At 60.8% G+C, this 18,851-nt stretch carries 19 protein-coding genes and 3 tRNA genes; 12 read left to right on the forward strand and 10 right to left on the reverse strand.

All coding sequences use genetic code 11. The features are described from left to right. Positions 1-44 precede the first annotated feature (44 nt). The 4 genes from KQ940_RS14545 to KQ940_RS14560 are packed head-to-tail and all read left to right on the forward strand — an operon-like array spanning position 45 to position 4,917. Positions 45-962, forward strand: coding sequence for a phosphate/phosphite/phosphonate ABC transporter substrate-binding protein (locus KQ940_RS14545; protein ID WP_217414462.1), 918 nt, complete (start codon positions 45-47; stop codon positions 960-962). Continuing rightward, the gene (locus tag KQ940_RS14550; RefSeq protein WP_217414463.1) at positions 959-3,094 is read left to right on the forward strand and encodes a putative bifunctional diguanylate cyclase/phosphodiesterase; all 2,136 of its coding nucleotides are present in this window, start codon (positions 959-961) and stop codon (positions 3,092-3,094) included. The genes KQ940_RS14545 and KQ940_RS14550 overlap by 4 nt, the downstream gene beginning before the upstream one ends. Then, entirely contained in the window at positions 3,091-4,002 is a 912-nt protein-coding gene (locus KQ940_RS14555) for a hypothetical protein (RefSeq protein WP_217414464.1), read from the forward strand. Before KQ940_RS14550 ends, KQ940_RS14555 begins: the two co-directional genes overlap by 4 nt. Before the next feature lie 60 nt (positions 4,003-4,062). After that, on the forward strand, positions 4,063-4,917 hold the full coding sequence (locus KQ940_RS14560) for a DNA ligase (RefSeq protein WP_217414465.1): 855 nt from the start codon (positions 4,063-4,065) through the stop codon (positions 4,915-4,917). 334 nt (positions 4,918-5,251) lie between these two features. On the opposite strand, the gene hisF is transcribed toward KQ940_RS14560, so the two are convergent. From hisF to KQ940_RS14585, 5 genes are all read right to left on the reverse strand, one after another. Next, positions 5,252-6,025, reverse strand: a complete 774-nt coding sequence (gene hisF, locus KQ940_RS14565) for an imidazole glycerol phosphate synthase subunit HisF (protein ID WP_217414467.1) — start codon at positions 6,023-6,025, stop codon at positions 5,252-5,254. 15 nt (positions 6,026-6,040) lie between these two features. Beyond that, positions 6,041-6,781: a 1-(5-phosphoribosyl)-5-[(5-phosphoribosylamino)methylideneamino]imidazole-4-carboxamide isomerase gene (gene hisA, locus KQ940_RS14570; protein ID WP_217414469.1), complete on the reverse strand. Its 741-nt coding sequence runs from the start codon at positions 6,779-6,781 to the stop codon at positions 6,041-6,043. Between the two features lie 38 nt (positions 6,782-6,819). After that, on the reverse strand, positions 6,820-7,467 hold the full coding sequence (gene hisH, locus KQ940_RS14575) for an imidazole glycerol phosphate synthase subunit HisH (protein WP_217414470.1): 648 nt from the start codon (positions 7,465-7,467) through the stop codon (positions 6,820-6,822). A gap of 3 nt (positions 7,468-7,470) precedes the next feature. Further along, entirely contained in the window at positions 7,471-8,064 is a 594-nt protein-coding gene (gene hisB / locus KQ940_RS14580; protein ID WP_217414471.1) for an imidazoleglycerol-phosphate dehydratase HisB, read from the reverse strand. Positions 8,065-8,170: 106 nt separating this feature from the next. After that, on the reverse strand, positions 8,171-9,289 hold the full coding sequence (locus KQ940_RS14585) for a response regulator (protein ID WP_217414472.1): 1,119 nt from the start codon (positions 9,287-9,289) through the stop codon (positions 8,171-8,173). Positions 9,290-9,455: 166 nt separating this feature from the next. Between KQ940_RS14585 and KQ940_RS14590 the strand changes: the two genes are divergently transcribed. The 4 genes from KQ940_RS14590 to KQ940_RS14605 all read left to right on the forward strand — a co-directional run bounded on the left by KQ940_RS14590 (position 9,456) and on the right by KQ940_RS14605 (position 13,104). Beyond that, complete coding sequence (locus KQ940_RS14590) at positions 9,456-11,597, forward strand: AsmA family protein (protein WP_217414473.1); 2,142 nt, start codon at positions 9,456-9,458, stop codon at positions 11,595-11,597. Continuing rightward, the gene (gene mutY / locus KQ940_RS14595; protein WP_246590088.1) at positions 11,597-12,676 is read left to right on the forward strand and encodes an A/G-specific adenine glycosylase; all 1,080 of its coding nucleotides are present in this window, start codon (positions 11,597-11,599) and stop codon (positions 12,674-12,676) included. Before KQ940_RS14590 ends, mutY begins: the two co-directional genes overlap by 1 nt. After that, entirely contained in the window at positions 12,676-12,954 is a 279-nt protein-coding gene (locus tag KQ940_RS14600) for an oxidative damage protection protein (protein ID WP_188751885.1), read from the forward strand. Before mutY ends, KQ940_RS14600 begins: the two co-directional genes overlap by 1 nt. Before the next feature lie 74 nt (positions 12,955-13,028). Next, positions 13,029-13,104 (forward strand) — tRNA-Phe (locus KQ940_RS14605). A gap of 53 nt (positions 13,105-13,157) precedes the next feature. On the opposite strand, the gene KQ940_RS14610 is transcribed toward KQ940_RS14605, so the two are convergent. After that, complete coding sequence (locus tag KQ940_RS14610; RefSeq protein WP_217414474.1) at positions 13,158-14,018, reverse strand: DMT family transporter; 861 nt, start codon at positions 14,016-14,018, stop codon at positions 13,158-13,160. A 127-nt stretch (positions 14,019-14,145) separates the two neighbouring features. Here KQ940_RS14610 and KQ940_RS14615 point away from each other — a divergent pair, with 127 nt between their 5' ends. Next, positions 14,146-15,528 carry an aminotransferase-like domain-containing protein gene (locus KQ940_RS14615; protein WP_217414475.1) on the forward strand — a complete coding sequence of 461 codons (1,383 nt, stop codon included), beginning with the start codon at positions 14,146-14,148 and terminating at the stop codon, positions 15,526-15,528. A gap of 196 nt (positions 15,529-15,724) precedes the next feature. Further along, the gene (locus KQ940_RS14620; RefSeq protein WP_217414476.1) at positions 15,725-16,318 is read left to right on the forward strand and encodes a carboxymuconolactone decarboxylase family protein; all 594 of its coding nucleotides are present in this window, start codon (positions 15,725-15,727) and stop codon (positions 16,316-16,318) included. Positions 16,319-16,360: 42 nt separating this feature from the next. Here the strand turns inward: KQ940_RS14620 and KQ940_RS14625 are convergent, their stop codons facing one another. Beyond that, complete coding sequence (locus tag KQ940_RS14625) at positions 16,361-17,194, reverse strand: SDR family oxidoreductase (RefSeq protein WP_217414477.1); 834 nt, start codon at positions 17,192-17,194, stop codon at positions 16,361-16,363. Between the two features lie 28 nt (positions 17,195-17,222). Then, complete coding sequence (locus KQ940_RS14630; protein WP_217414478.1) at positions 17,223-17,447, reverse strand: hypothetical protein; 225 nt, start codon at positions 17,445-17,447, stop codon at positions 17,223-17,225. A 147-nt stretch (positions 17,448-17,594) separates the two neighbouring features. On the opposite strand from KQ940_RS14630, the gene KQ940_RS14635 reads away from it, so the two are divergent. Together KQ940_RS14635 and KQ940_RS22975 are read left to right on the forward strand one after the other, a co-directional pair. Continuing rightward, positions 17,595-18,032 (forward strand): DoxX family protein, encoded by a 438-nt coding sequence (locus tag KQ940_RS14635; RefSeq protein WP_217414479.1) that lies wholly within the window; start codon positions 17,595-17,597, stop codon positions 18,030-18,032. A gap of 202 nt (positions 18,033-18,234) precedes the next feature. Further along, positions 18,235-18,366 (forward strand): hypothetical protein, encoded by a 132-nt coding sequence (locus KQ940_RS22975; protein WP_281419272.1) that lies wholly within the window; start codon positions 18,235-18,237, stop codon positions 18,364-18,366. A gap of 211 nt (positions 18,367-18,577) precedes the next feature. Here the strand turns inward: KQ940_RS22975 and KQ940_RS14640 are convergent. Beyond that, positions 18,578-18,664 (reverse strand) — tRNA-Leu (locus tag KQ940_RS14640). Positions 18,665-18,759: 95 nt separating this feature from the next. Beyond that, a tRNA-Leu gene (locus KQ940_RS14645) sits at positions 18,760-18,846 on the reverse strand. Positions 18,847-18,851 lie beyond the last annotated feature (5 nt).

Genomic DNA, 18,851 nt, shown 5'->3' on the forward strand with positions numbered 1-18,851 from the left:
GCATCTCGTAATCTGCCAAGCTGCATTAACAGATTGATTCTAAAATGTCTCGGCCGCGCACACTTTTTCTGACTCAGGCTTTACCCAATCTGCTGCTGGCGCTCGGCGTCCTGCTGCTGCCTGCGTCGCTGAGCGCTCAACCGCTGGTGCTGGCCCAGGTCAGCGAACGGCCGAAGAAGGATTATGCCGAGCTACGCCCGATGGCCAGTTACGTCGCCGACCGGCTGGGCGAATTTGGCTTTGATGGTGTCGAGGTCAAGCTGTTCCGCAGCGCCGACGAACTGATCGAGGCGGTACGCGCCGGTGAGGTTCACTGGGTCACCGAAACCCCCTACACCACCGCGCGCCTGGTCCAGGAAACCGGCTCACAGGCACTGGTCAAAAAGTGGAAAAACGGCCAGCGCCAATATCAGACGCTGATCTACACCCGGGATGACTCGGGCATTCGCGAGCTGCATGACCTGGTCGGCCGGCGCTTCGCTTTCGAACACCCCTACTCGTTCAGCAGCTACTACCTGCCCAAACGCATACTGGAGCGCGCGGGCCTGGCGTTAACTCCTCTCGAATCATCGGGCGATACTCCGCCCGATGGAGGGGTGGGTTATCTGTTCAGCCGCAACGAGAAGAACAATGCCCTCTGGGTGGACAAGGCGATCGTCGCGGCCGGTGCACTGAATGACGGCGACTGGAACAATCCGGACCGCGTACCGCCCTCGGTCCGCCAGCGCCTGCGGATCATCTACCGCTCGCCGTTTTATCCGCGGGCGTTTGAAACCGTCACGCCAGCCCTGTCTGCGGATGCGGCCCACCGCCTGAAGCAGTTGTTGCTCGATCTCGATCACGCCAGCCACGGCGCGCTGATGAGCCGCTACGAAAATACGGAAGCCTTCGCCCCCATCGAGCCGAGCGACCTTCAGCTTCTACATGACATGGTTGTCGATACAGGCGGAACCACCCGATGAAGCGCAAGTTTTCGGTCATTACTCGCCTGTCGATACTGCTGACCCTGGTGTCGGCGGTAATCATGATCACATTGATGATGGCGGTGGATGATGCGCTCAAGGAGTATCGCCGGCAATCCGTTCAGGTCGACCAGAGCTACCTGACCGATACCATGCGCGAACAACTGGAAAGCGACGCCAGTCTGCTGATCAGGGCGTTGGGGGACAATCTCAGCGACGCCATCTACAGGCAGGATCTGAGCGGCATCGGTAACACACTGGAAAATCTCAGAGACTACCGTGACTTGGACTACATCTATGTCCATGACGCCCAGGGCCGGATAATACATGACGGCAGTCCCGCGATTAAACGCTACGGCGAGGATGTCAGCACCCACCTTCCCCCGGGTTCTCACTCCGGGTTACAGTCGCAACTGTATTGGCAGGGGATGCATCTCTACCTGCACAGCCCTATCACCGCCGGCGGAGAGCCTTTTGCGGCGATCGCCGTCGGCTTCGACTTCACCGCACCGCTGCAGATCGCTGCCGAACGCGCGCAGGCACTCGAAGCCAATGAGCGGGAGATGTTTGAGGCGGTGCGTAGCGCGCTGCTGATCGCCTTCATCATCCTGCTGCCCGTCTGCCTGGTCAGCGCCCGTTTGCTCACCAAGCGTATGCTCACGCCGCTGACTACGCTGACCGAGCGCAGTATCCGCTACGCCAACGGCGAACGTGATCTGAGTTTCGATCTGCAGCGCGAGGATGAGCTCGGCCGCCTCGGCCGGGCACTGGAACGGATGCGATTGGGATTGGAAGAGAGCCACGACCAGGTTCACCAGATGGCCTACGAGGATCCGGTCACCGCGCTGCCCAACCGACGCAGCTTCCAGCACAAGCTCGGTGAGATCATGCACCGCAGCGCCAGCATGGATAACCGTTTTGCCGTGCTGTTCATCGACCTGGACCACTTCAAGCAGGTCAACGACACCGCGGGCCACGCCCAGGGCGACCAGTTGCTGCGTGAAGTCGCACGTCGGCTCAGCCAGATTCTCAAGCAACGGCACACCCGTCGTCGGCCACAGCCGTTATTGGCCCGCCTCGGCGGCGACGAGTTCGTGGTATTGCTGCCCGCCATCGAAACCGGGGAGGAGGCCGCCGAGGTCGCACGCATGCTGTCCGCGGCACTGAACACCCCGTTTCTGCTGTCCGGCCAGTACTTTTCGATCTCCTGCAGTATCGGCATCACCCTCTATCCCGACGACGGGGTCAGCAGCAGCGAGATTCTGAAACACGCCGATATCGCCATGTATTCGGCCAAACAGCATGGCCGCAATCAGTTCGCCTTCTTCCAACCGCAGATGACCGAGGAGATACGCGAACGCCTCGAGATCCAGCAGGGGATACGCGAGGCGATCGAGCATGATTATCTGTTCCTCGATTACCAGCCGATCTATTGCATGCGCAGCGGCCAGATCAGGGGGGCGGAAGCGCTGCTGCGCTGGAAGCACCCACAGCACGGACTGCTGTCGCCGGCGCGCTTTATCCCGATTATCGAGGAGTCGGACCTGATCGAAGATGTGACCCGCTGGGTGGCACAGCGGGCGGTGACGGACCTGCAGTGCCTGCTTGAACTCAGTCCCGGGTTCAGTCTGTCGATCAATATCTCCGGCGCTGCACTGCACCAGTCCGCGATCTGTGACTTCATCTGCGAACTCAAGCAGCAACGGAACCTGCCGGACGACGCGCTGTGCATCGAGATCACCGAGACCAGCATGATCACCCACCTGGAGAGCAGCGAGAACGCCCTGCGGCGCTGGAAAGCGAATGGCATCGAGATCTGGATCGACGACTTCGGCACCGGCTACTCGTCACTGGCCTACCTGAACAGCCTGTCGATCGACGGCCTGAAGATCGACCGCTCTTTTGTGCACAACCTGATCGACGGCCATTCACGCCCGCTGATCGACGCCATGGTCGCCCTGGCCGAGTCGCTGTCGATCGATACCGTCGCCGAAGGGATCGAAACGGAGCAGCAGCATGCGACGCTGCGCGACATGGGCGTCGACCTGGCCCAGGGGTTCGGACTGGCGCGCCCGATGCCGTTGCACGAGCTGCAGGCCAGGATTCGCCAGGAGGTTCAGGAAACCGCATGAACTACATCCCCTTCGCGCTACCCCTGCTGATGGTGGCCAGCTCAGTCCTGGCGGTAGAGGGCGAACTCACGACCCGCATAAAATATCTGGACGGCGCCTCGCGTAGCACCGTCGAATACAAGGCGGACAGCAGTTTCGACCAGCGAGAGGTGCGCCGCAAAGCGCGCTGGGAAAGCGACACCCTGCTCAAAATCGAACTGACGCCGGAAGAGGAGTGGCGCTGGAGCGCCCGACTGGGCTACAACAGCCGTCGCACCGTCGACCACAAAAGAACCTTCCGTGAAGATGGCAGCCTGAAGAAGGACAAAACCCGCACCGAGTGGCGCCAATACCCCTATGCAGGCCTGGGTCTGCGCTATGATTACGGCTCCCAGCTTGGTGGAGATGCCTGGTCCCTGCGCCTGTATCACGACCGCTTTTTCGATGTGGACTACCACTCCAGCGATCTGGCGAGCGACGCCAAACCTATAGCCGGGCGCGGCACCGGGTACGAATCGGAAGTAAGTATTCGGGCGGAATATATGACGCCCTGGTACAGCCTGTATCTACTGCCGAAACTGAGCCTGACCCATACCCGCTTCAGCGCCTGGACCAACACCGCCCAGGATGAGGTCGAAAAGGCGGAACAGGAGCTGCAGTACGAAGCCAAACTCTGGCTTGACTGGATCACGCCGATGGCCGGCTGGGAACTGATCGCGGGCCCCAGCTGGCAGTTGGAGGAGCAAGCCGAACGCGACCATGGCGAAGCCTGGCAATGGGAGGACAAGGAGCAGTGGCTGGCCACAGTCAGACTTGAGTATGAGTCGCCTGCACCCGGATTCGAGATGGAGCTGCAGGCCGAACACTGGCTCAACGGCCCTGACCGGCACGACACGCGATACAAGGTGGAACTCAGCTACGAGTTCTGATCCAGCATCAGGCCCGGCGCAGGAGGTGTCGGGCAGAACCGTGAACAAGGAGAGACAAGGATGTCACCCAGCACACCCCATCTAAGCGCGGCCCTCGCGCTTGTCGCGACTCCGGCAATCGTCATCGCCGCGCCCGCACCGGCACTGATGAGTGCCCAAACGCTGTTACCCGATCAGCAGATCGAAACCGCCGACTACCTGGTCAGTGAAAAGCTCGATGGCGTGCGCGCGCGCTGGACAGGACAGGAGCTGCTTACCCGCAGTGGCGAGCCGATAGCGGCACCGGACTGGTTCACCCGCAATCTGCTGCCCATCGAACTGGATGGCGAACTCTGGCTAGGCCGCAGCCGGTTCGACGAACTCAGCGCGCTGATCAGGCGCCAAGAGAGCACAGACGATCAATGGCGGGAGGTCAGCTTCATGCTGTTCGATCTGCCCCGACATCCGGGAACCTTCGGCGAGCGCCATGCAGCCCTGCAGACCCTGATCTCAGCTGTGGATAACCCCAATATCCGCGTAATCGAACAACGCCAGACGCCAAGCCCGGAACAGTTGCCACTGTTGCTGGACCAGATCCAGCGTATGGGGGGAGAGGGGCTGATGCTGCATCACACCTCGGCCCGCTATATCCACGGCCGCAGCGAACTGCTGCTGAAGTACAAGGGCTATCAGGACGCCGAGGCCAGAGTGATCGGCTACACCGACGGCAACGGCAAGTACGCAGGGATGACCGGAGCACTGATCGTCGAAACCGACACGGGCCTGCGCTTTCGTATCGGATCGGGGCTGAGCGATGTCGAACGCGAAAATCCACCTCCCATCGGCTCTACCGTCACCTACCGCTACAACGGCCTGACCAACCACGGCAAGCCTCGGTTTGCGCGGTTTATGCGGGTGTACGATTCAGCATGGTAGAAGCGTCTGGCTAAAGGCACAGCTCCGCCGACACGCCGTAAACCCATCCATGGGGGCTCTGCCGCGCCATCCATGGCGCGGAAGGTCGGCAGAGCTGCACCTTTAGCCATCCTCGGCGACCCTGTGGCCGACTGCGAACCTGCCGAGGAAGCCGTAGAGGGTCGTTTCACTGACCCTCTGCGACATGGATGTCGCAGTGGAGCCCCCAGGGATGGGTTTACGGCGCGTCAGTGAAACGACCCTCTATGGCTGACGAACCACCTAAGTCACAGCACACCAGAAACGAAAAAGGCCCCTTACGGAGCCTCTAACAGATCACATTGCCACTGCAATGTCAGAGCCGCACCTCGATCCCGTGCTCGCGCATATACTGCTTGGCCTGGGGGATGGTGTACTCGTTGAAGTGGAAGATCGACGCCGCCAGCACCGCATCCGCCTTGCCCTCGATGCAGCCCTCGACCAGATGATCCAGGTTGCCGACGCCGCCGGAGGCGATCACCGGCACATGCACCGCTTCGGAGATGGCACGGGTGACACCGAGATCGTAGCCGTTCTTGACCCCGTCCTGATCCATCGAGGTCAGCAAAATCTCGCCGGCGCCGTACTCGACCATCTTTTTCGCCCACTCCACGGCATCCAGCCCGGTCGGCTTGCGCCCACCGTGGGTAAAAATCTCCCAGCGGTCCGGTTCGCCCTCGGCGGAGACCTTCTTGGCATCGATGGCGACGACGATGCACTGGCTGCCGAAACGCTGGGCCGCCTCGCGCACGAACTCGGGGTTGAACACCGCCGCGGTGTTGATCGACACCTTGTCGGCACCGGCGTTGAGCATCTTGCGGATATCCTCGCAGCTGCGGATGCCGCCGCCGACGGTGAGCGGGATAAACACCTGGGATGCCATCCGCTCCACGGTATGCACCATGGTGTCGCGCCCCTCGTGGCTGGCGGTGATATCAAGGAAAGTGATCTCGTCGGCACCCTGCTCGTCGTAGCGCTTGGCCACTTCGACCGGATCACCGGCATCACGGATATCGAGGAACTTCACGCCCTTGACCACGCGGCCGTTCTCGACGTCGAGACAGGGGATGATGCGTTTTGCCAGTGCCATGGAACTGCCCTCTGCTTAGTTGCCGGTCAGCGAGTCGCTGAGCTGCTGCGCCTCGGCCACGTCCAGCGTGCCCTCGTAGATGGCACGGCCGGTGATGGCGCCGAGGATGCCCTGATCGGCAACGGCTGCCAGTTTACGGATATCCTCGATGTCGGTGACACCGCCGGAGGCGATCACCGGAATACCGGCTTCGCGCGCCAGCTCGACGGTAGCCTCGACGTTGACGCCCTGCATCATGCCGTCACGGCTGATATCGGTATAGACAATGGCACTGACGCCGTCGTTGCGAAATCTCTTCGCCAGATCCACCGCCTTGACGTCGGTGACCTCGGCCCAGCCGTCGATAGCAACATAACCGTCCTGCGCATCCAGGCCGACAATGATGTGGCCGGGGAACCGCTTGCACATCTCGGTGACGAACTCAGGCTCCTTTACCGCCTTGGTGCCGATGATCACGTAGTCGACACCGGCGTCCAGGTAAGCCTGGATGATTTCGGCAGAGCGGATGCCACCGCCGATCTGGATCGGCAGATCCGGGTAGGCCCTGGCGATGGCGTTGACGATCTCGCCGTTGACCGGGTTACCGGCAAAGGCGCCGTTCAAGTCCACCAGGTGCAGGCGGCGGCAGCCGGCCTCGACCCACTTGGCGGCCATATCGACCGGGTTGTCGGAAAACACGGTGGAGTCGTCCATGCGGCCCTGGCGCAGGCGTACGCACTTGCCATCCTTGAGGTCGATCGCGGGGATAATCAGCATTGTGGATAAAACCTTGAAAGTCTTGCGTGTCGGGCCGCTCAGAAGCGGCCGTCCCAGTTAAGGAAGTTCTTCAGCAGCTGCAGGCCGGCGGTATGGCTCTTTTCCGGGTGGAACTGCACGGCAAACACGTTTTTGTGCGCCAGCGCCACATCGAAGTCGACACCGTAATTGCAGGTCGCCGCCACCTGGCCGCGGTTGGCCAGCTTGACGTAGTAGCTGTGTACGAAATAGAAGCGGGTGCCGTTGTCGATGTCGGCCCAGAGCGGGTGATCGATACTCTGCTGCACCTGGTTCCAGCCCATGTGCGGCACTTTCAGACGCTCGCCGCTCTGATCGCGCAGATCGTCGCCGAAGAAGTTGACCCGGCCCTCGAACTCGCCCAGGCAGTCGATGCCAGCGTTCTCCTCGGAGAACTGCACCAGTGCCTGGTAACCGACACAGATACCGAGGAACGGCTTGCCGGAGGCGATCGCCTCGCGCACCTCTCTGTCCACACCGAGGCGACGGATCTCGGCCATACAGTCGCGGATCGCGCCGACACCGGGCAGCAGCACCCGGTCAGCGCTGCGCACCTGCTCGGGATCGGCGGTGACGCGCACCTCGACGCCGGGCTGCACATGCTCCAGCGCCTTGGCCACGGAGTGCAGGTTGCCCATGCCGTAATCGATGACTGCAATGCTGCTCATGACTTACAGGCACCCCTTGGTCGACGGCATGATGTCGGCGGCACGGGCGTCCACCTCCAGCGCCATGCGCAGGGCACGTCCAAACGCCTTGAAGATCGTCTCCGCCTGATGGTGGGTGTTCTTGCCCTTCAGGTTGTCGATATGCAAGGTAACGCCCGCGTGGTTGACAAAGCCGTGGAAGAACTCGCTGAACAGGTCGACGTCGAAACCGCCAACGCGGCCGCGAACAAACTCCACGTCCATCGCCAGCCCGGGACGACCGGAGAAGTCGATCACCACGCGGGACAGCGCTTCATCCAGCGGCACGTAGGCGTGACCGTAGCGGCGGATACCCTTCTTGTCACCCACCGCCTGCTTGAACGCCTGGCCCAGGGTGATGCCGATATCCTCCACCGTGTGGTGATCGTCGATATGCAGGTCGCCGATGGCGTTGATCTCCATATCGATCAGGCCATGACGGGCGATCTGATCCATCATGTGGTCAAGGAAAGGGACTCCGGTATCGGCCTCGAACTGGCCTGTGCCATCGAGGTTGATCGATACGGTGATCTGGGTTTCCAGAGTGTTGCGGGTCACTCTGGCAGTACGATCGGCCATCTCTGTCTCCGCCGTTGCGCGTGGTTTGCATTAAGAAACGCACATTATACAGACAACCGGGCCACAACGGCAGATCAAGGGGCAGGTTAAGACAGGGTGATTCGGCTCAGTAATGACTCAGTTTGAACGCCATCATCTGCTCGTCGATCGGCTTCATGATCACCTCGTCCACACCCATACCGATCACCAGCTCCACCTTCTCCCGATCCCCCGGCTGCGCCATGACGAAGAGTTTCGCGCGTGACAGCGACGGTGAGCTTTTTATCTTCTTGATCAGGTGGAAGGCGGGCATGTCGGGCAGGGTCAGGTCGAGCATGATGATATCGGCGCTGAGCGCATCCGCCTCGCGCGCGAAGTCGCTGCCGTAACTGAAACAGACTGAGTCACAGTCGTTCTTCTCCAGCGCCAGCACCAGCTCCTGCAACGAGTTCACATTATCCTCAATGACAATAACCCGCTTGTGGCGCGGCGGCATCTCTGGGTGTTCGCGCCCGATCGATACCCGCTGATCGATGGCGATCTCGGCCGCCTCGGCGGTCACCTGCTTCACCCGCTGTATCGCCTCGCTGACATTGGAGTGGATCGGACGGTGCACCAGATCGTCCGAATGCCGGTTTATCAACTCCCCGGCGCTCCCTTGACCGCTGCCGATCTGGCTCTCCACCGTCTTGCCCAGCGCTTCCATCGCCAAGGTGATGGTTTCACTCAGCCGCTGAAGCATCTCGGTGTTGATGCCGGTGATCTGGGTATCCGCATGCGCGATCTGCTCCAGCGAATCACATACGGCGCTGATCGAAGAGGGCTTCATCACGCCCATCTTGCCGTCATCCTGCAACGCCTTGAGCTGCTTGAAACGCAACAATAGATGGTAGGGATCGTACAGGGGGTGGGCAACATAGTAGTCATTGAACAGCCCCTTGCGACAAAGCTGGAACGCCTGCTTGACTTCGTTGCGGTCACACAGCAGCAGGGTTGAACGTATATATTGCTCGATATGGGGGTCGGTCTTGAGCAGGCGGAAGTAGGCCACCTCACTCTGCTCGATCGAGGCCAGGCCAAAAATCAGCACACTGATCGGTCGCTCGTGCGCACGACGAAGCAGGTCATCAACATTGCTGATCACCTTGAAATCGCGGCAGCTCTTGCTGAGGATCTCCACCATCTGCTCACGCTTCTGGCGGGATTCGACCAGCAAAACTACCGAAAAACCTGGTCCTACAGACATAGCACCATCCCTGTCTATAAACACGTTGCGACTGACTCCGTTAGGGCAGTTTACCCGATAAACCCAGTTTAGCAGTACAGCCCGGTTGATTTTGGTCAAAACCGGGAGCTATTGGCTACAATGGCAGTCTTATTATAAAGACCGCTGCAGACAGGACCCTCGACGCATGAAACTTCTGACAAGGCTGTTAATCGGCATTCTAGTGTTTGTTGTACTGGTGATCGGCGCCGGCGGCGTCATCCTCGGATTCGTCATCGACCCGAATGATTACCGCGCGGAGATAGAGCAGGCGGCGCTGGAAAGCGGTGGCGTCGAGCTCAAGATCAATGGCGAGATCGACTGGTCGGTCTTCCCCTGGCTCGGCCTGGCCGCGAACGACATCGCGATCCGCTATCCCGAACAACCGCAACTGGCAACACTGACCCAAGCGCAGCTGTCGGTCAAATTGATGCCGCTGTTCTCCGGCAACGTCGAGATGAGCAGCATTCTGGTGGATGGCCTGAAACTCAACCTGATCACCACGGGGCGCGCCAATAACTGGACCCGGGCTCAGACCGCCGCCGAAACGCCTGCCAAGGATGAGCAGCAGGATGGCAAGGGTCGTAGCGGCGGCGCCCTCAAAGGCCTCGATATCGAGTCGATCACCCTGAGCAACGCTCAACTGCGTTATGTCGACGAAGCCGCCGGCAGCCGTATCGAGGTCAACCAGTTGAACCTGAATACCGGTCGCATCGCCCCCGGGCAGGAGATCCCGATTGAACTGAGTGCGCAAATAAACCAGTTCCAGGGCGATACGCAGACTCTCGGCTTGAACGCTGCGCTTAACACCAATGCGCAGCTGAACCTGGAGCAGAAGCAGTACCAGCTGAATGCGCTGGACGCCACAGTCGAGCTCAACAGTGCGGCCCTTGGCTCCAAGCCGCTGCAACTCTCACTCAAGGGCAAGGTGGATGCCGATGTCGCGGCAGAGCGCATCGATCTGGCCCTGCAACAGCTGGCGCTGGCCAACCTGACCGCCACTGGCCAGGTCGGCATCCAATCCTTCGCCGCGCCGATATTCAGCGGTGAACTGAACCTGGCTCCATTCGACCTCAAGCAGCTGCTTACAGAACTTGGCCAGAGTGCGCCGCAAACCAGCGACGCCAAGGCGCTGACCGCGGTCGGCCTCAACGCCAAGTTGGCGGGCCCTGCGAACACACTGACCCTGAATCCGCTGACGCTGACGCTGGACGACACCCAGTTCACCGGCTCGCTGGCGATCGACCTCAAGAGCCAGGCGCAGACCATCGCCCTTAAGGGCAACAGCCTCAACGCCGACCGCTACCTGCCACCGGCGAGTAAGGAAAAAACAGGGCAGCAGAGCGCCGGCAGCGGTAAGAGTGGCGGCGAGCGCTGGTCAAAAGAGGAGATCATCCCGGTCGAGCCGCTCAAGGCACTGAACCTGGACGCCAAGCTGGATCTGGCGCAGCTGCAGATCTCCGGCCTCAACACCAGTAATCTGGGACTGACCCTCAGCGCCCATAACGGTTTGGTCAAGATCAGTCGCATCGACGCCGACCTCTACTCCGGCACCCTGCGCAACGCCGTCACCCTGGATGCGCGCAAATCGCCGCTGCAGATCAGTATCGACAAGAAGATCAGCGGCGTACAGATCGGCGATCTGCTCACCGCCATGAACGGCAGCGCCCCAATCACCGGCGCGCTCAACTCCACCGCCAAGCTCAGCGCCCAGGGCCAGTCGATCTACGCCATCGTCAACTCACTCAACGGCAACGCCAGCGTCCATGCCGCCGATGGCGTGATCGAGGGGATCGACATGGCACAGACCATCTGCCAGGGGATCAACAACGTTGCCAGCCTCGGCATCAACACCGAGCAGGTGGACCAGTCCACCCCCTTCGCCAACATGGGCGGTAACTTCACCATCAGCAACGGCATGGTCAGCAACAAGGACCTGGCGGCGACGCTGGATGCCATGTCCCTGGCCGGGCGCGGCAACGTCGACCTGCCCAAGGCTCTGATCGACTACCGACTGGGCCTGACCATCAAGGAGAACCTGTTCAAGCAGACCTGCTCGGTCAACAACCGCCTCGAGGGCGTCGAGTTCCCGGTCAACTGCAAGGGTTCGTTCGATACCCCACCGGCGAAGATGTGCAAACCCGACGCCAGCGTCTTCGCCAACCTGCTCAAGGCCGAGGCCAAGAAAAAGGTCGAGGAGAAAGTGAGCAAGAAGATCGAAGAGAAACTGGGTGAAAAGCTGGGCGATGAGGGTGCCAAGTCCCTGCTGAAAGGGTTGCTGGGCAATTGATGGCTAACCCGGTTAAAAGCCTGTCACCCAAACGGTTCCACAGCGCCGTGCTGGAGTGGTTCGACCGGCACGGCCGCAAGGACCTGCCCTGGCAGCGGGAAAAAACCGCCTATAACACCTGGATCTCCGAGATCATGCTGCAGCAGACCCAGGTGACGACGGTGATCCCCTACTACCAGCGCTTTATCGACCGTTTTCCCGACGTGCACTGCCTGGCCGAGGCGGAGATCGACGAGGTACTCCACCTCTGGACCGGGCTGGGTTACTACGCCCGCGCACGTAACCTGCACAAGGCGGCGGGCATCGTCAGCCGGGAGTTCGGTGGCCATTTCCCCAACAGCGTCGAGGGTCTGGAGGGACTACCCGGCATAGGTCGCTCAACGGCAGGGGCGATACTGTCGATCGCCACCGGCAAGCGGGCGGCCATTCTCGACGGCAACGTGAAACGGGTGCTGGCACGCTTCTATGCGGTCGAGGGCTGGCCCGGCCAGCCCGCGGTCATGAACAGGCTCTGGTCGCTGGCCGAGCAAAACACCCCGAGCAAACGTGTCGGCGACTACACCCAGGCGATGATGGATCTGGGGGCCACCCTCTGCACCCGGGGCAAACCCAGCTGCCTGCTGTGCCCATTGCAACAGGAATGTAAAGCCTTCGCCCTCGGTCTGACCAGCAAGCTGCCATCCCCCAGGCCCAAGAAAACCCTGCCGGTCAAGCAGACGCAGATGCTGATCATCCGCGACCCCGATCAGCAGGTGCTGCTGGCCCAGCGCCCGCCCAGCGGTATCTGGGGCGGTCTATGGAGCCTGCCGGAGGTGCAGGACCTGCGCGACGCGCCCGCCGAGCTCGGTATCGAGATCCTCGAGGCGACACCGCTGGAGCCGGTCAGACACACCTTCAGCCACTACCACCTGGATATCACTCCGGTACTGGTCAGCCTGAAAGACCCTACAAACTCAGTCATGGAAGGCCCGCCGACACTCTGGTATAACAGCCGCCAACCACAAAATATCGGCCTGGCCGCGCCGGTCAAGCGCCTGCTTGAAACGCTCGGCAGCACCAGCCACAAGGGAGGAAAGTGATGAGCCGTACAGTCATCTGCCGCAAATACAAACAAGAGATGGAAGGCCTCGAGCGTCCACCCTATCCCGGCGCACTGGGCCAGGATATCTACGACAACGTGTCCAAGCAGGCCTGGCAGGAGTGGACCGAACACCAGACCATGCTGATCAACGAGAAGCATCTGAACCTGATGGATCCGCAGAGCCGTAAATACCTGCAGCAGGAGATGGAGAAGTTCCTCTCCGGCGAGGAGTACGACAAGGCCGAAGGCTACGTACCCCCGTCCGAAAGCAAGTAACTAAGCTAATAAAAGAAAAGTGAAAACAGGGCGTTGACACCCCGTCACAAGTCGGGTTTAATACGCGCCTCGTTGCCCAGATAGCTCAGTCGGTAGAGCAGGGGATTGAAAATCCCCGTGTCGGTGGTTCGATTCCGCCTCTGGGCACCACCTCTTTCAGAAGCCCTGCATCCTTGATGCGGGGCTTCGCCGTTCTGTCCCCGTCAGGCAAATCGCCTAGCCCCCGAAACACAGACCACCGCACCTAGAGTCGCGCTCAACATCGTCCAGCTCACTGCCTCACTGAGCAGCAGCGCAGCCAAGCCAAGACCGAAGAAGGGCTGCAGCAGTTGCAACTGACCGACGGCAGCGACGCCACCCTGCGCCAGCCCTCGATACCAGAGCATGAAGCCGATCAGCATACTGAACAGCGAAACATAGGCGAGCCCGAGCCAAGCCGGTATCTGCACTTGCTCCAGCCCCACCGGCATGAAGAACAGGCTGAGCGGCAACATGACCGGCAATGACAACACCAGTGCCCAGCTGATCACCTGCCAGCCGCCGAATGTACGCGCCAGCCGGCCACCTTCGGCATAACCGAGACCACAGACCAGGACCGCAGCCAACATCAACAGATCTCCCTGCAGCGAGGCAGTACCACCGCCCAGCGCGGCATACCCAGCCACGCAGGCGCCTCCCAACAGCGAGAACAGCCAGAACGGCGGTCGCGGACGCTCCCCGGCACGGAGCACGCCGAACAAGGCGGTGCACAGCGGCAGCAAGCCGATAAACACCAGCGAGTGCGCGGATGAAACCTGCTGCAACGCCAGCGCCGTCAGCAGCGGGAAGCCGACGACGACGCCAAGAGCCACAAGGACAAGGGATGGCAACTGCGCCCTATCCGGACGCCGTTGGCGCAAGATAAGCAGCAGGGCCAGGCCCAAAAGGCCCGCTATACTCGCTCGGGCACAGGTCAGGAAGGTCGGCTCGAAATCGCTCACCGCAACCCGTGTCGCCGGCAGCGAACCGGCAAAGATCAGCATACCGATAAAACCGCTTATCCAACCGCCCATCGTTTTGTCCATCCCGGCACCTCCTGCTCATGATCAGTTGTCAGTAGACCACCAGGAAGACGGATCACCCAGATACAGCCCAATACAATTTCTTAGAACTGTTAGGTATGCTAAGACAATACAGACAGATGGAGACAACGTGAAACAAGCCGGAACCCGTATTGCGGCCGTCATGGACGAGATCCGCCTGAGAATAGCCTCCCGGAGCTATCTGCCGGGAACCCGACTACCGTCGGTACGGGCGCAAGCGAAGGCGATGGCGCTGTCGGTTTCCACCGTGGTGGAGGCCTATGAGAGACTGGCGGCGGAGGGTGTCATCCGCTCGCAGCCCGGCTCGGGCTTCTTCGTCACCGGGCCTGTCGCACCACTGGCCCTGGCGGAGATGGCCCCCAGGCTCGAACGCGAGATCGACCCGCTGTGGATATCGCGCCAGTCGCTGGAGTCCGATGCTTCGGTCCTCAAGCCGGGCTGCGGCTGGCTGCCCGATGACTGGATGTACGAGGCGGGCATACGCCGGGCGCTGCGCAGAGTGGCGCGGGCTGAAAACTCGGTGCTGACCGACTACGCCACACCGCTCGGTTTGCCGGCTCTGCGGCAGGTGCTTGCCCGGCGCATGATCGGTACCGGTATCGAGGCACCGCCGGAACAGATCATGCTGACCGAGTCCGGCACCCAGGCGATCGATCTGATCTGCCGCTTCCTGCTGGAGCCGGGCGATGTGGTGCTGATCGACGACCCCTGCTACTTCAATTTCCACGCCCTGTTGAAGGCGCATCGTGCCCGCGTCGTGGGCGTCCCTTACACCCCGAACGGACCGGATCTGGATGCGTTCGAAGCTACGCTGCAAACGCACGCGCCGCGGCTGTATATCACCAACTCCGGCATCCATAACCCTACCGGCGCGACGCTCTCGGCGACAACGGCACACCGGCTGCTGTCACTAGCCGAGCGCTCGGACCTGGTGATCGTCGAGGATGATATCTTCGCCGACTTCGAGCTCACACCCTCGCCCCGGCTGGCCGCGTTCGATGGACTGTCACGCGTCATCCACATCGGCAGTTTCTCGAAGACGCTCTCCGCCTCGCTGCGCTGCGGCTATATCGCCGCCCGGCGCGACTGGATCGACAGCCTGCTCGACCTGAAGATCGCCACCAGTTTCGCCGGCGGCCAGTTAGCCGCTAACGTATTGCTTACTGCGCTGACCGACAGCGGCTATCGCAAACATATGGAGTCGGTGCGCCTAAAGCTGGCCAAGGCCATGGTGACGACGATCGAAAGACTCAATGAGCTGGATATACAGCCCTGGCACATCCCCCGAGCGGGCATGTTTGTCTGGTGCCGCATACCTCAGGGACGCGATGCGGCGGACACCGCCCGCGCCTGTCTGCAGGAGGGCGTTGTACTGGCGCCGGGCAACGCGTTCAGTCAGTCACAGAGCGCCGGCGATTATCTGCGCTTCAATGTCGCCCAATCCGGCGACGATCGCATATTCGATACACTGGCCCGTGTGCTGTCGGGTTAGAGGATAGCGACAGTCGCTCTGACAACAACACCTGCCATTCGATTGATCCATCCCCCATCAGCAGCAATACTGTCATAGCATACCGTCAACCGTCTGCTGGACTGCTCCAGCAGGCTGGATAAGCCGTATAGCAAGGCCTTGAGCGAAATTACTCGGCAACTTACTCAACAACTCGTTCAACGAATCTGGTGACCGGATGAACCGCAACCGCCCCTTACACCCCCTACCCACCGAGCAATGGGACAACTCGCTCGAGCACGTTATCGAGGATATGAAGGGCGATCCGATCAACGTGCACAAGCTGATGGCGCACAACCCGGCCCTGCTGAACGCCTGGTGGAACTTTCGCAACTACTCGGTCACCGGCGGTGCTCTGGGCAAGCGGCGTGGCGAACTGGTGATCCTGCGGGTCGCCATCCATATGCGCGCCTGGTACGAGTGGGGCTCACACGTGGAGCGCGGTCTGGCGTGCGGGCTGACGCTGGAGGAGATCGAGCGGGTCAAGCGTGAACCACGCCCCGAGCTGTGGAGCGAAAAGGAGTACCTGCTGCTTATCGCCGTAGATGAACTGGTCGACCGCCACGGGCTCTCCGCGGAGCTGCTGACGAAGCTGCAGGGCTGCTACTCCGACGCCGAGCTGATGGACCTGATCGCGATCCACGGCATGTATGTCATCCTTGGCTGCATGATCAACACCTGGGGACTGGAGCTGGATCAGCGGGTAGAGGCCAAGCTGCCGGACCAGGTGAGCCGCAGCGCCTTCGAAACCGAGTTTCCCAGGGAACCTTAGGCCCTTAACGACCTGCGGAGCGCCGTTACTGTCGACCGAGGATCAATCGGAGGCCCGCGTCAGGATGGGGTCGAGCCAACGGGTTGGCAGCAGTCTGCGCACCCAACCCATAAAATAGGTCGGCAGGGTCACGTAGTAACGGGGCCGGGGCCGGCGGCTTTCCAACGCGTGGAGCAGGGGTTTGAGCACAGCCTCGGGCGACAGGGTGAACGCCGGCTCCTTGCCCGGCGCCTGGTTACTCAGCCGTTTGACCACCGCTTCATAGGTGGCGCGATGAGCGCTGTTGGCAACATCGATATGGTCCTGAAACGCCTTGAACGCATTGCTGCGAAACGCGCTCTCGATCGGACCCGGCTCGATCAGGCTGACATGGATATTGCTGCCGACCAACTCCAGTCTCAGGGTATCGGTCAGCCCCTCGAGGGCGAACTTGGAGCAGTTGTAGGCACCGCGGTATTTCAGCGCCACCAACCCCAGCACCGAGGAGTTCATGACGATACGGCCGTGCCCCTGCCTACGCATCACCGGCAGCACCAGGTTGGTCAGCTCCAGCCAGCCCAGCAGGTTGGTTTCCAACTGGGCGCGCATTACCTCCCGGGTCAGATCCTCCACCGCACCGGGCTGGCCATAGGCGCCATTGTTGAACAGCGCATCCAGCGTGCCGCCGGTGCGCGACAGCACTTCGTCGACCGCGTTTCGGATCGACAGGCTGTCGTCCAGATCGAGCTGAACCGCCTCCAGCCCCAGTTCGCCAAGCGCATGCACATCCTCCCGCTTGCGAGCGGTCGCAAACACGCGATAGCCCAGTTGATGCAAGCGCAATGCGCAGTGTCTGCCGATGCCGCTGGAGCAGCCGGTAATCAGAATTGTCTTCATCGCCGTTCGTCCTGAAACCGCGTTGCGGTTACTCCGCCGCTTCCTTGGCTGCCAACGCTTTGTTCAACCGCTTCAGCGCCAACTCCATCGAATCGAGATTCATCCTGTCCTCCAGCCCCTGAAGCTGAAGACGAAAGTTTTCATCTTTCAACTCCTGGTACTTACCGTACTGATAGAGGTTAAGGCCAAACGCAGTCAGAAAAAGCAGCAGGATCACCACGGCGGCATCCAGATTCAAGGTGAACTTCTTCAACGGTTGCTCCTTCGGCAAACTAAGTTGAACCTGCGCAGCCCGCTACCCTCAGCGAGCCGGCGAGACGACACCATATCATGTCAGCGTTATTCACCGCACCGGCTACACTGTCCGTATCGACAGTCACTCCAGATGGGGAGGCAGTATATGAAAGCAAATCTGTGCAGAAAACTGATGGCCACGCATAACGGTCTGTCACCGCTGATTCTGCGGGTTCCGGTCGGAATCGTGCTGATACCGCATGGGGCGCAGAAACTGTTTGGCTGGTTTGGCGGCGGCGGGTTGCAGGGCACGGGTCAATGGATGGCCTCAATCGGCCTGGAACCGGGTGTGGTGATGGCACTACTCGCTGGCTCGACAGAGTTCTTTGGCGGCATCGCGCTGGTGCTGGGCCTCTTGACTCGCGTAGCCGGTGCAGCGGTCGCCTTCGCCATGCTGATCGCCATTCTCTTCGTGCATCTCGGTAATGGGGTTTTCGTCAGCGAAGGGGGTTGGGAATACGCCCTTGTTCTCCTTGCGGCCGGACTATCGCTGATGGTATCGGGGGGCGGGCGCTTCAGCGTCGATGGGCGCTGCTCCTGCTGATCCGCGCCAACTGCCTAACCTGGCATAGCCATTCAAGATTGGCATGCCAGATTGGGCGCACTCGTGAACACAACACTTAAGCCTCGCGAAATGTCATTTAATAACAACAGGTTAAATATAGCCCCAGGAGAGCAAAAGCTGGCACTCATGTTGCGATACTCCAAGCAAACAGATGACTATCAACCGCTCCAGGAGATTCAACATGACGACTACTCACAACGATGAACGCTACGAAGAACTGGGCCTCGCCCCCTCCATCGCCATGGTGCTGGTAGGTTTCGTGATCGCCATAGTCCCGGCACTGGTTCAGCTGGGCCTGCTCATGGCCAACTGATCCGCCCCAAGCCTGATCACTGCAACGCCTCGGTTCATACCGGGGCGTTTTGCTTAAAAACGCTGGATAGCCCAGGCCACGGGTATGTAAGGGGTATGCAGAAAAATTGATTACAGCAACAGCGAGAGCGCTTGTCGATCGCGGAAAGCGTTTAACGACCAATAGGAGGGGAGAGAGTTTGTCACTGTGAAGAACCTACCGGGGAACCCGGTGGTGCAGATGGGGAGACTCGAACTCCCACGCCCGTGAAGGCACTAGCACCTGAAGCTAGCGTGTCTACCAATTCCACCACATCTGCGTCGGTTTGCGCGGATTTACGATTCTGCATCGCGCGGTGCGCACCGCTGTTTTTACTTTCTTAGCCTCTGCGCCGCCCCGGACTCGGTCCAGGAGTGGTGCAGATGGGGAGACTCGAACTCCCACGCCCGTGAAGGCACTAGCACCTGAAGCTAGCGTGTCTACCAATTCCACCACATCTGCGTCGA

It is taken from the genome of Marinobacterium ramblicola (genome assembly GCF_019084545.1).
In the GTDB taxonomy this organism is placed as follows: domain Bacteria; phylum Pseudomonadota; class Gammaproteobacteria; order Pseudomonadales; family Balneatricaceae; genus Marinobacterium_D; species Marinobacterium_D ramblicola.

Excerpts from the sequence above, each read along its gene's own strand:
- KQ940_RS14545 (WP_217414462.1), top strand. The coding sequence starts at position 45 with ATGTCTCGGCCGCGCACACTTTTTCTGACTCAGGCTTTACCCAATCTG.
- KQ940_RS14550 (WP_217414463.1), top strand. The coding sequence starts at position 959 with ATGAAGCGCAAGTTTTCGGTCATTACTCGCCTGTCGATACTGCTGACC.
- KQ940_RS14555 (WP_217414464.1), top strand. The coding sequence starts at position 3,091 with ATGAACTACATCCCCTTCGCGCTACCCCTGCTGATGGTGGCCAGCTCA.
- KQ940_RS14560 (WP_217414465.1), top strand. The coding sequence starts at position 4,063 with ATGTCACCCAGCACACCCCATCTAAGCGCGGCCCTCGCGCTTGTCGCG.
- hisF (WP_217414467.1), bottom strand. The coding sequence starts at position 6,025 with ATGGCACTGGCAAAACGCATCATCCCCTGTCTCGACGTCGAGAACGGC.
- hisA (WP_217414469.1), bottom strand. The coding sequence starts at position 6,781 with ATGCTGATTATCCCCGCGATCGACCTCAAGGATGGCAAGTGCGTACGC.
- hisH (WP_217414470.1), bottom strand. The coding sequence starts at position 7,467 with ATGAGCAGCATTGCAGTCATCGATTACGGCATGGGCAACCTGCACTCC.
- hisB (WP_217414471.1), bottom strand. The coding sequence starts at position 8,064 with ATGGCCGATCGTACTGCCAGAGTGACCCGCAACACTCTGGAAACCCAG.
- KQ940_RS14585 (WP_217414472.1), bottom strand. The coding sequence starts at position 9,289 with ATGTCTGTAGGACCAGGTTTTTCGGTAGTTTTGCTGGTCGAATCCCGC.
- KQ940_RS14590 (WP_217414473.1), top strand. The coding sequence starts at position 9,456 with ATGAAACTTCTGACAAGGCTGTTAATCGGCATTCTAGTGTTTGTTGTA.
- mutY (WP_246590088.1), top strand. The coding sequence starts at position 11,597 with ATGGCTAACCCGGTTAAAAGCCTGTCACCCAAACGGTTCCACAGCGCC.
- KQ940_RS14600 (WP_188751885.1), top strand. The coding sequence starts at position 12,676 with ATGAGCCGTACAGTCATCTGCCGCAAATACAAACAAGAGATGGAAGGC.
- KQ940_RS14610 (WP_217414474.1), bottom strand. The coding sequence starts at position 14,018 with ATGGACAAAACGATGGGCGGTTGGATAAGCGGTTTTATCGGTATGCTG.
- KQ940_RS14620 (WP_217414476.1), top strand. The coding sequence starts at position 15,725 with ATGAACCGCAACCGCCCCTTACACCCCCTACCCACCGAGCAATGGGAC.
- KQ940_RS14625 (WP_217414477.1), bottom strand. The coding sequence starts at position 17,194 with ATGAAGACAATTCTGATTACCGGCTGCTCCAGCGGCATCGGCAGACAC.
- KQ940_RS14635 (WP_217414479.1), top strand. The coding sequence starts at position 17,595 with ATGAAAGCAAATCTGTGCAGAAAACTGATGGCCACGCATAACGGTCTG.
- KQ940_RS22975 (WP_281419272.1), top strand. The coding sequence starts at position 18,235 with ATGACGACTACTCACAACGATGAACGCTACGAAGAACTGGGCCTCGCC.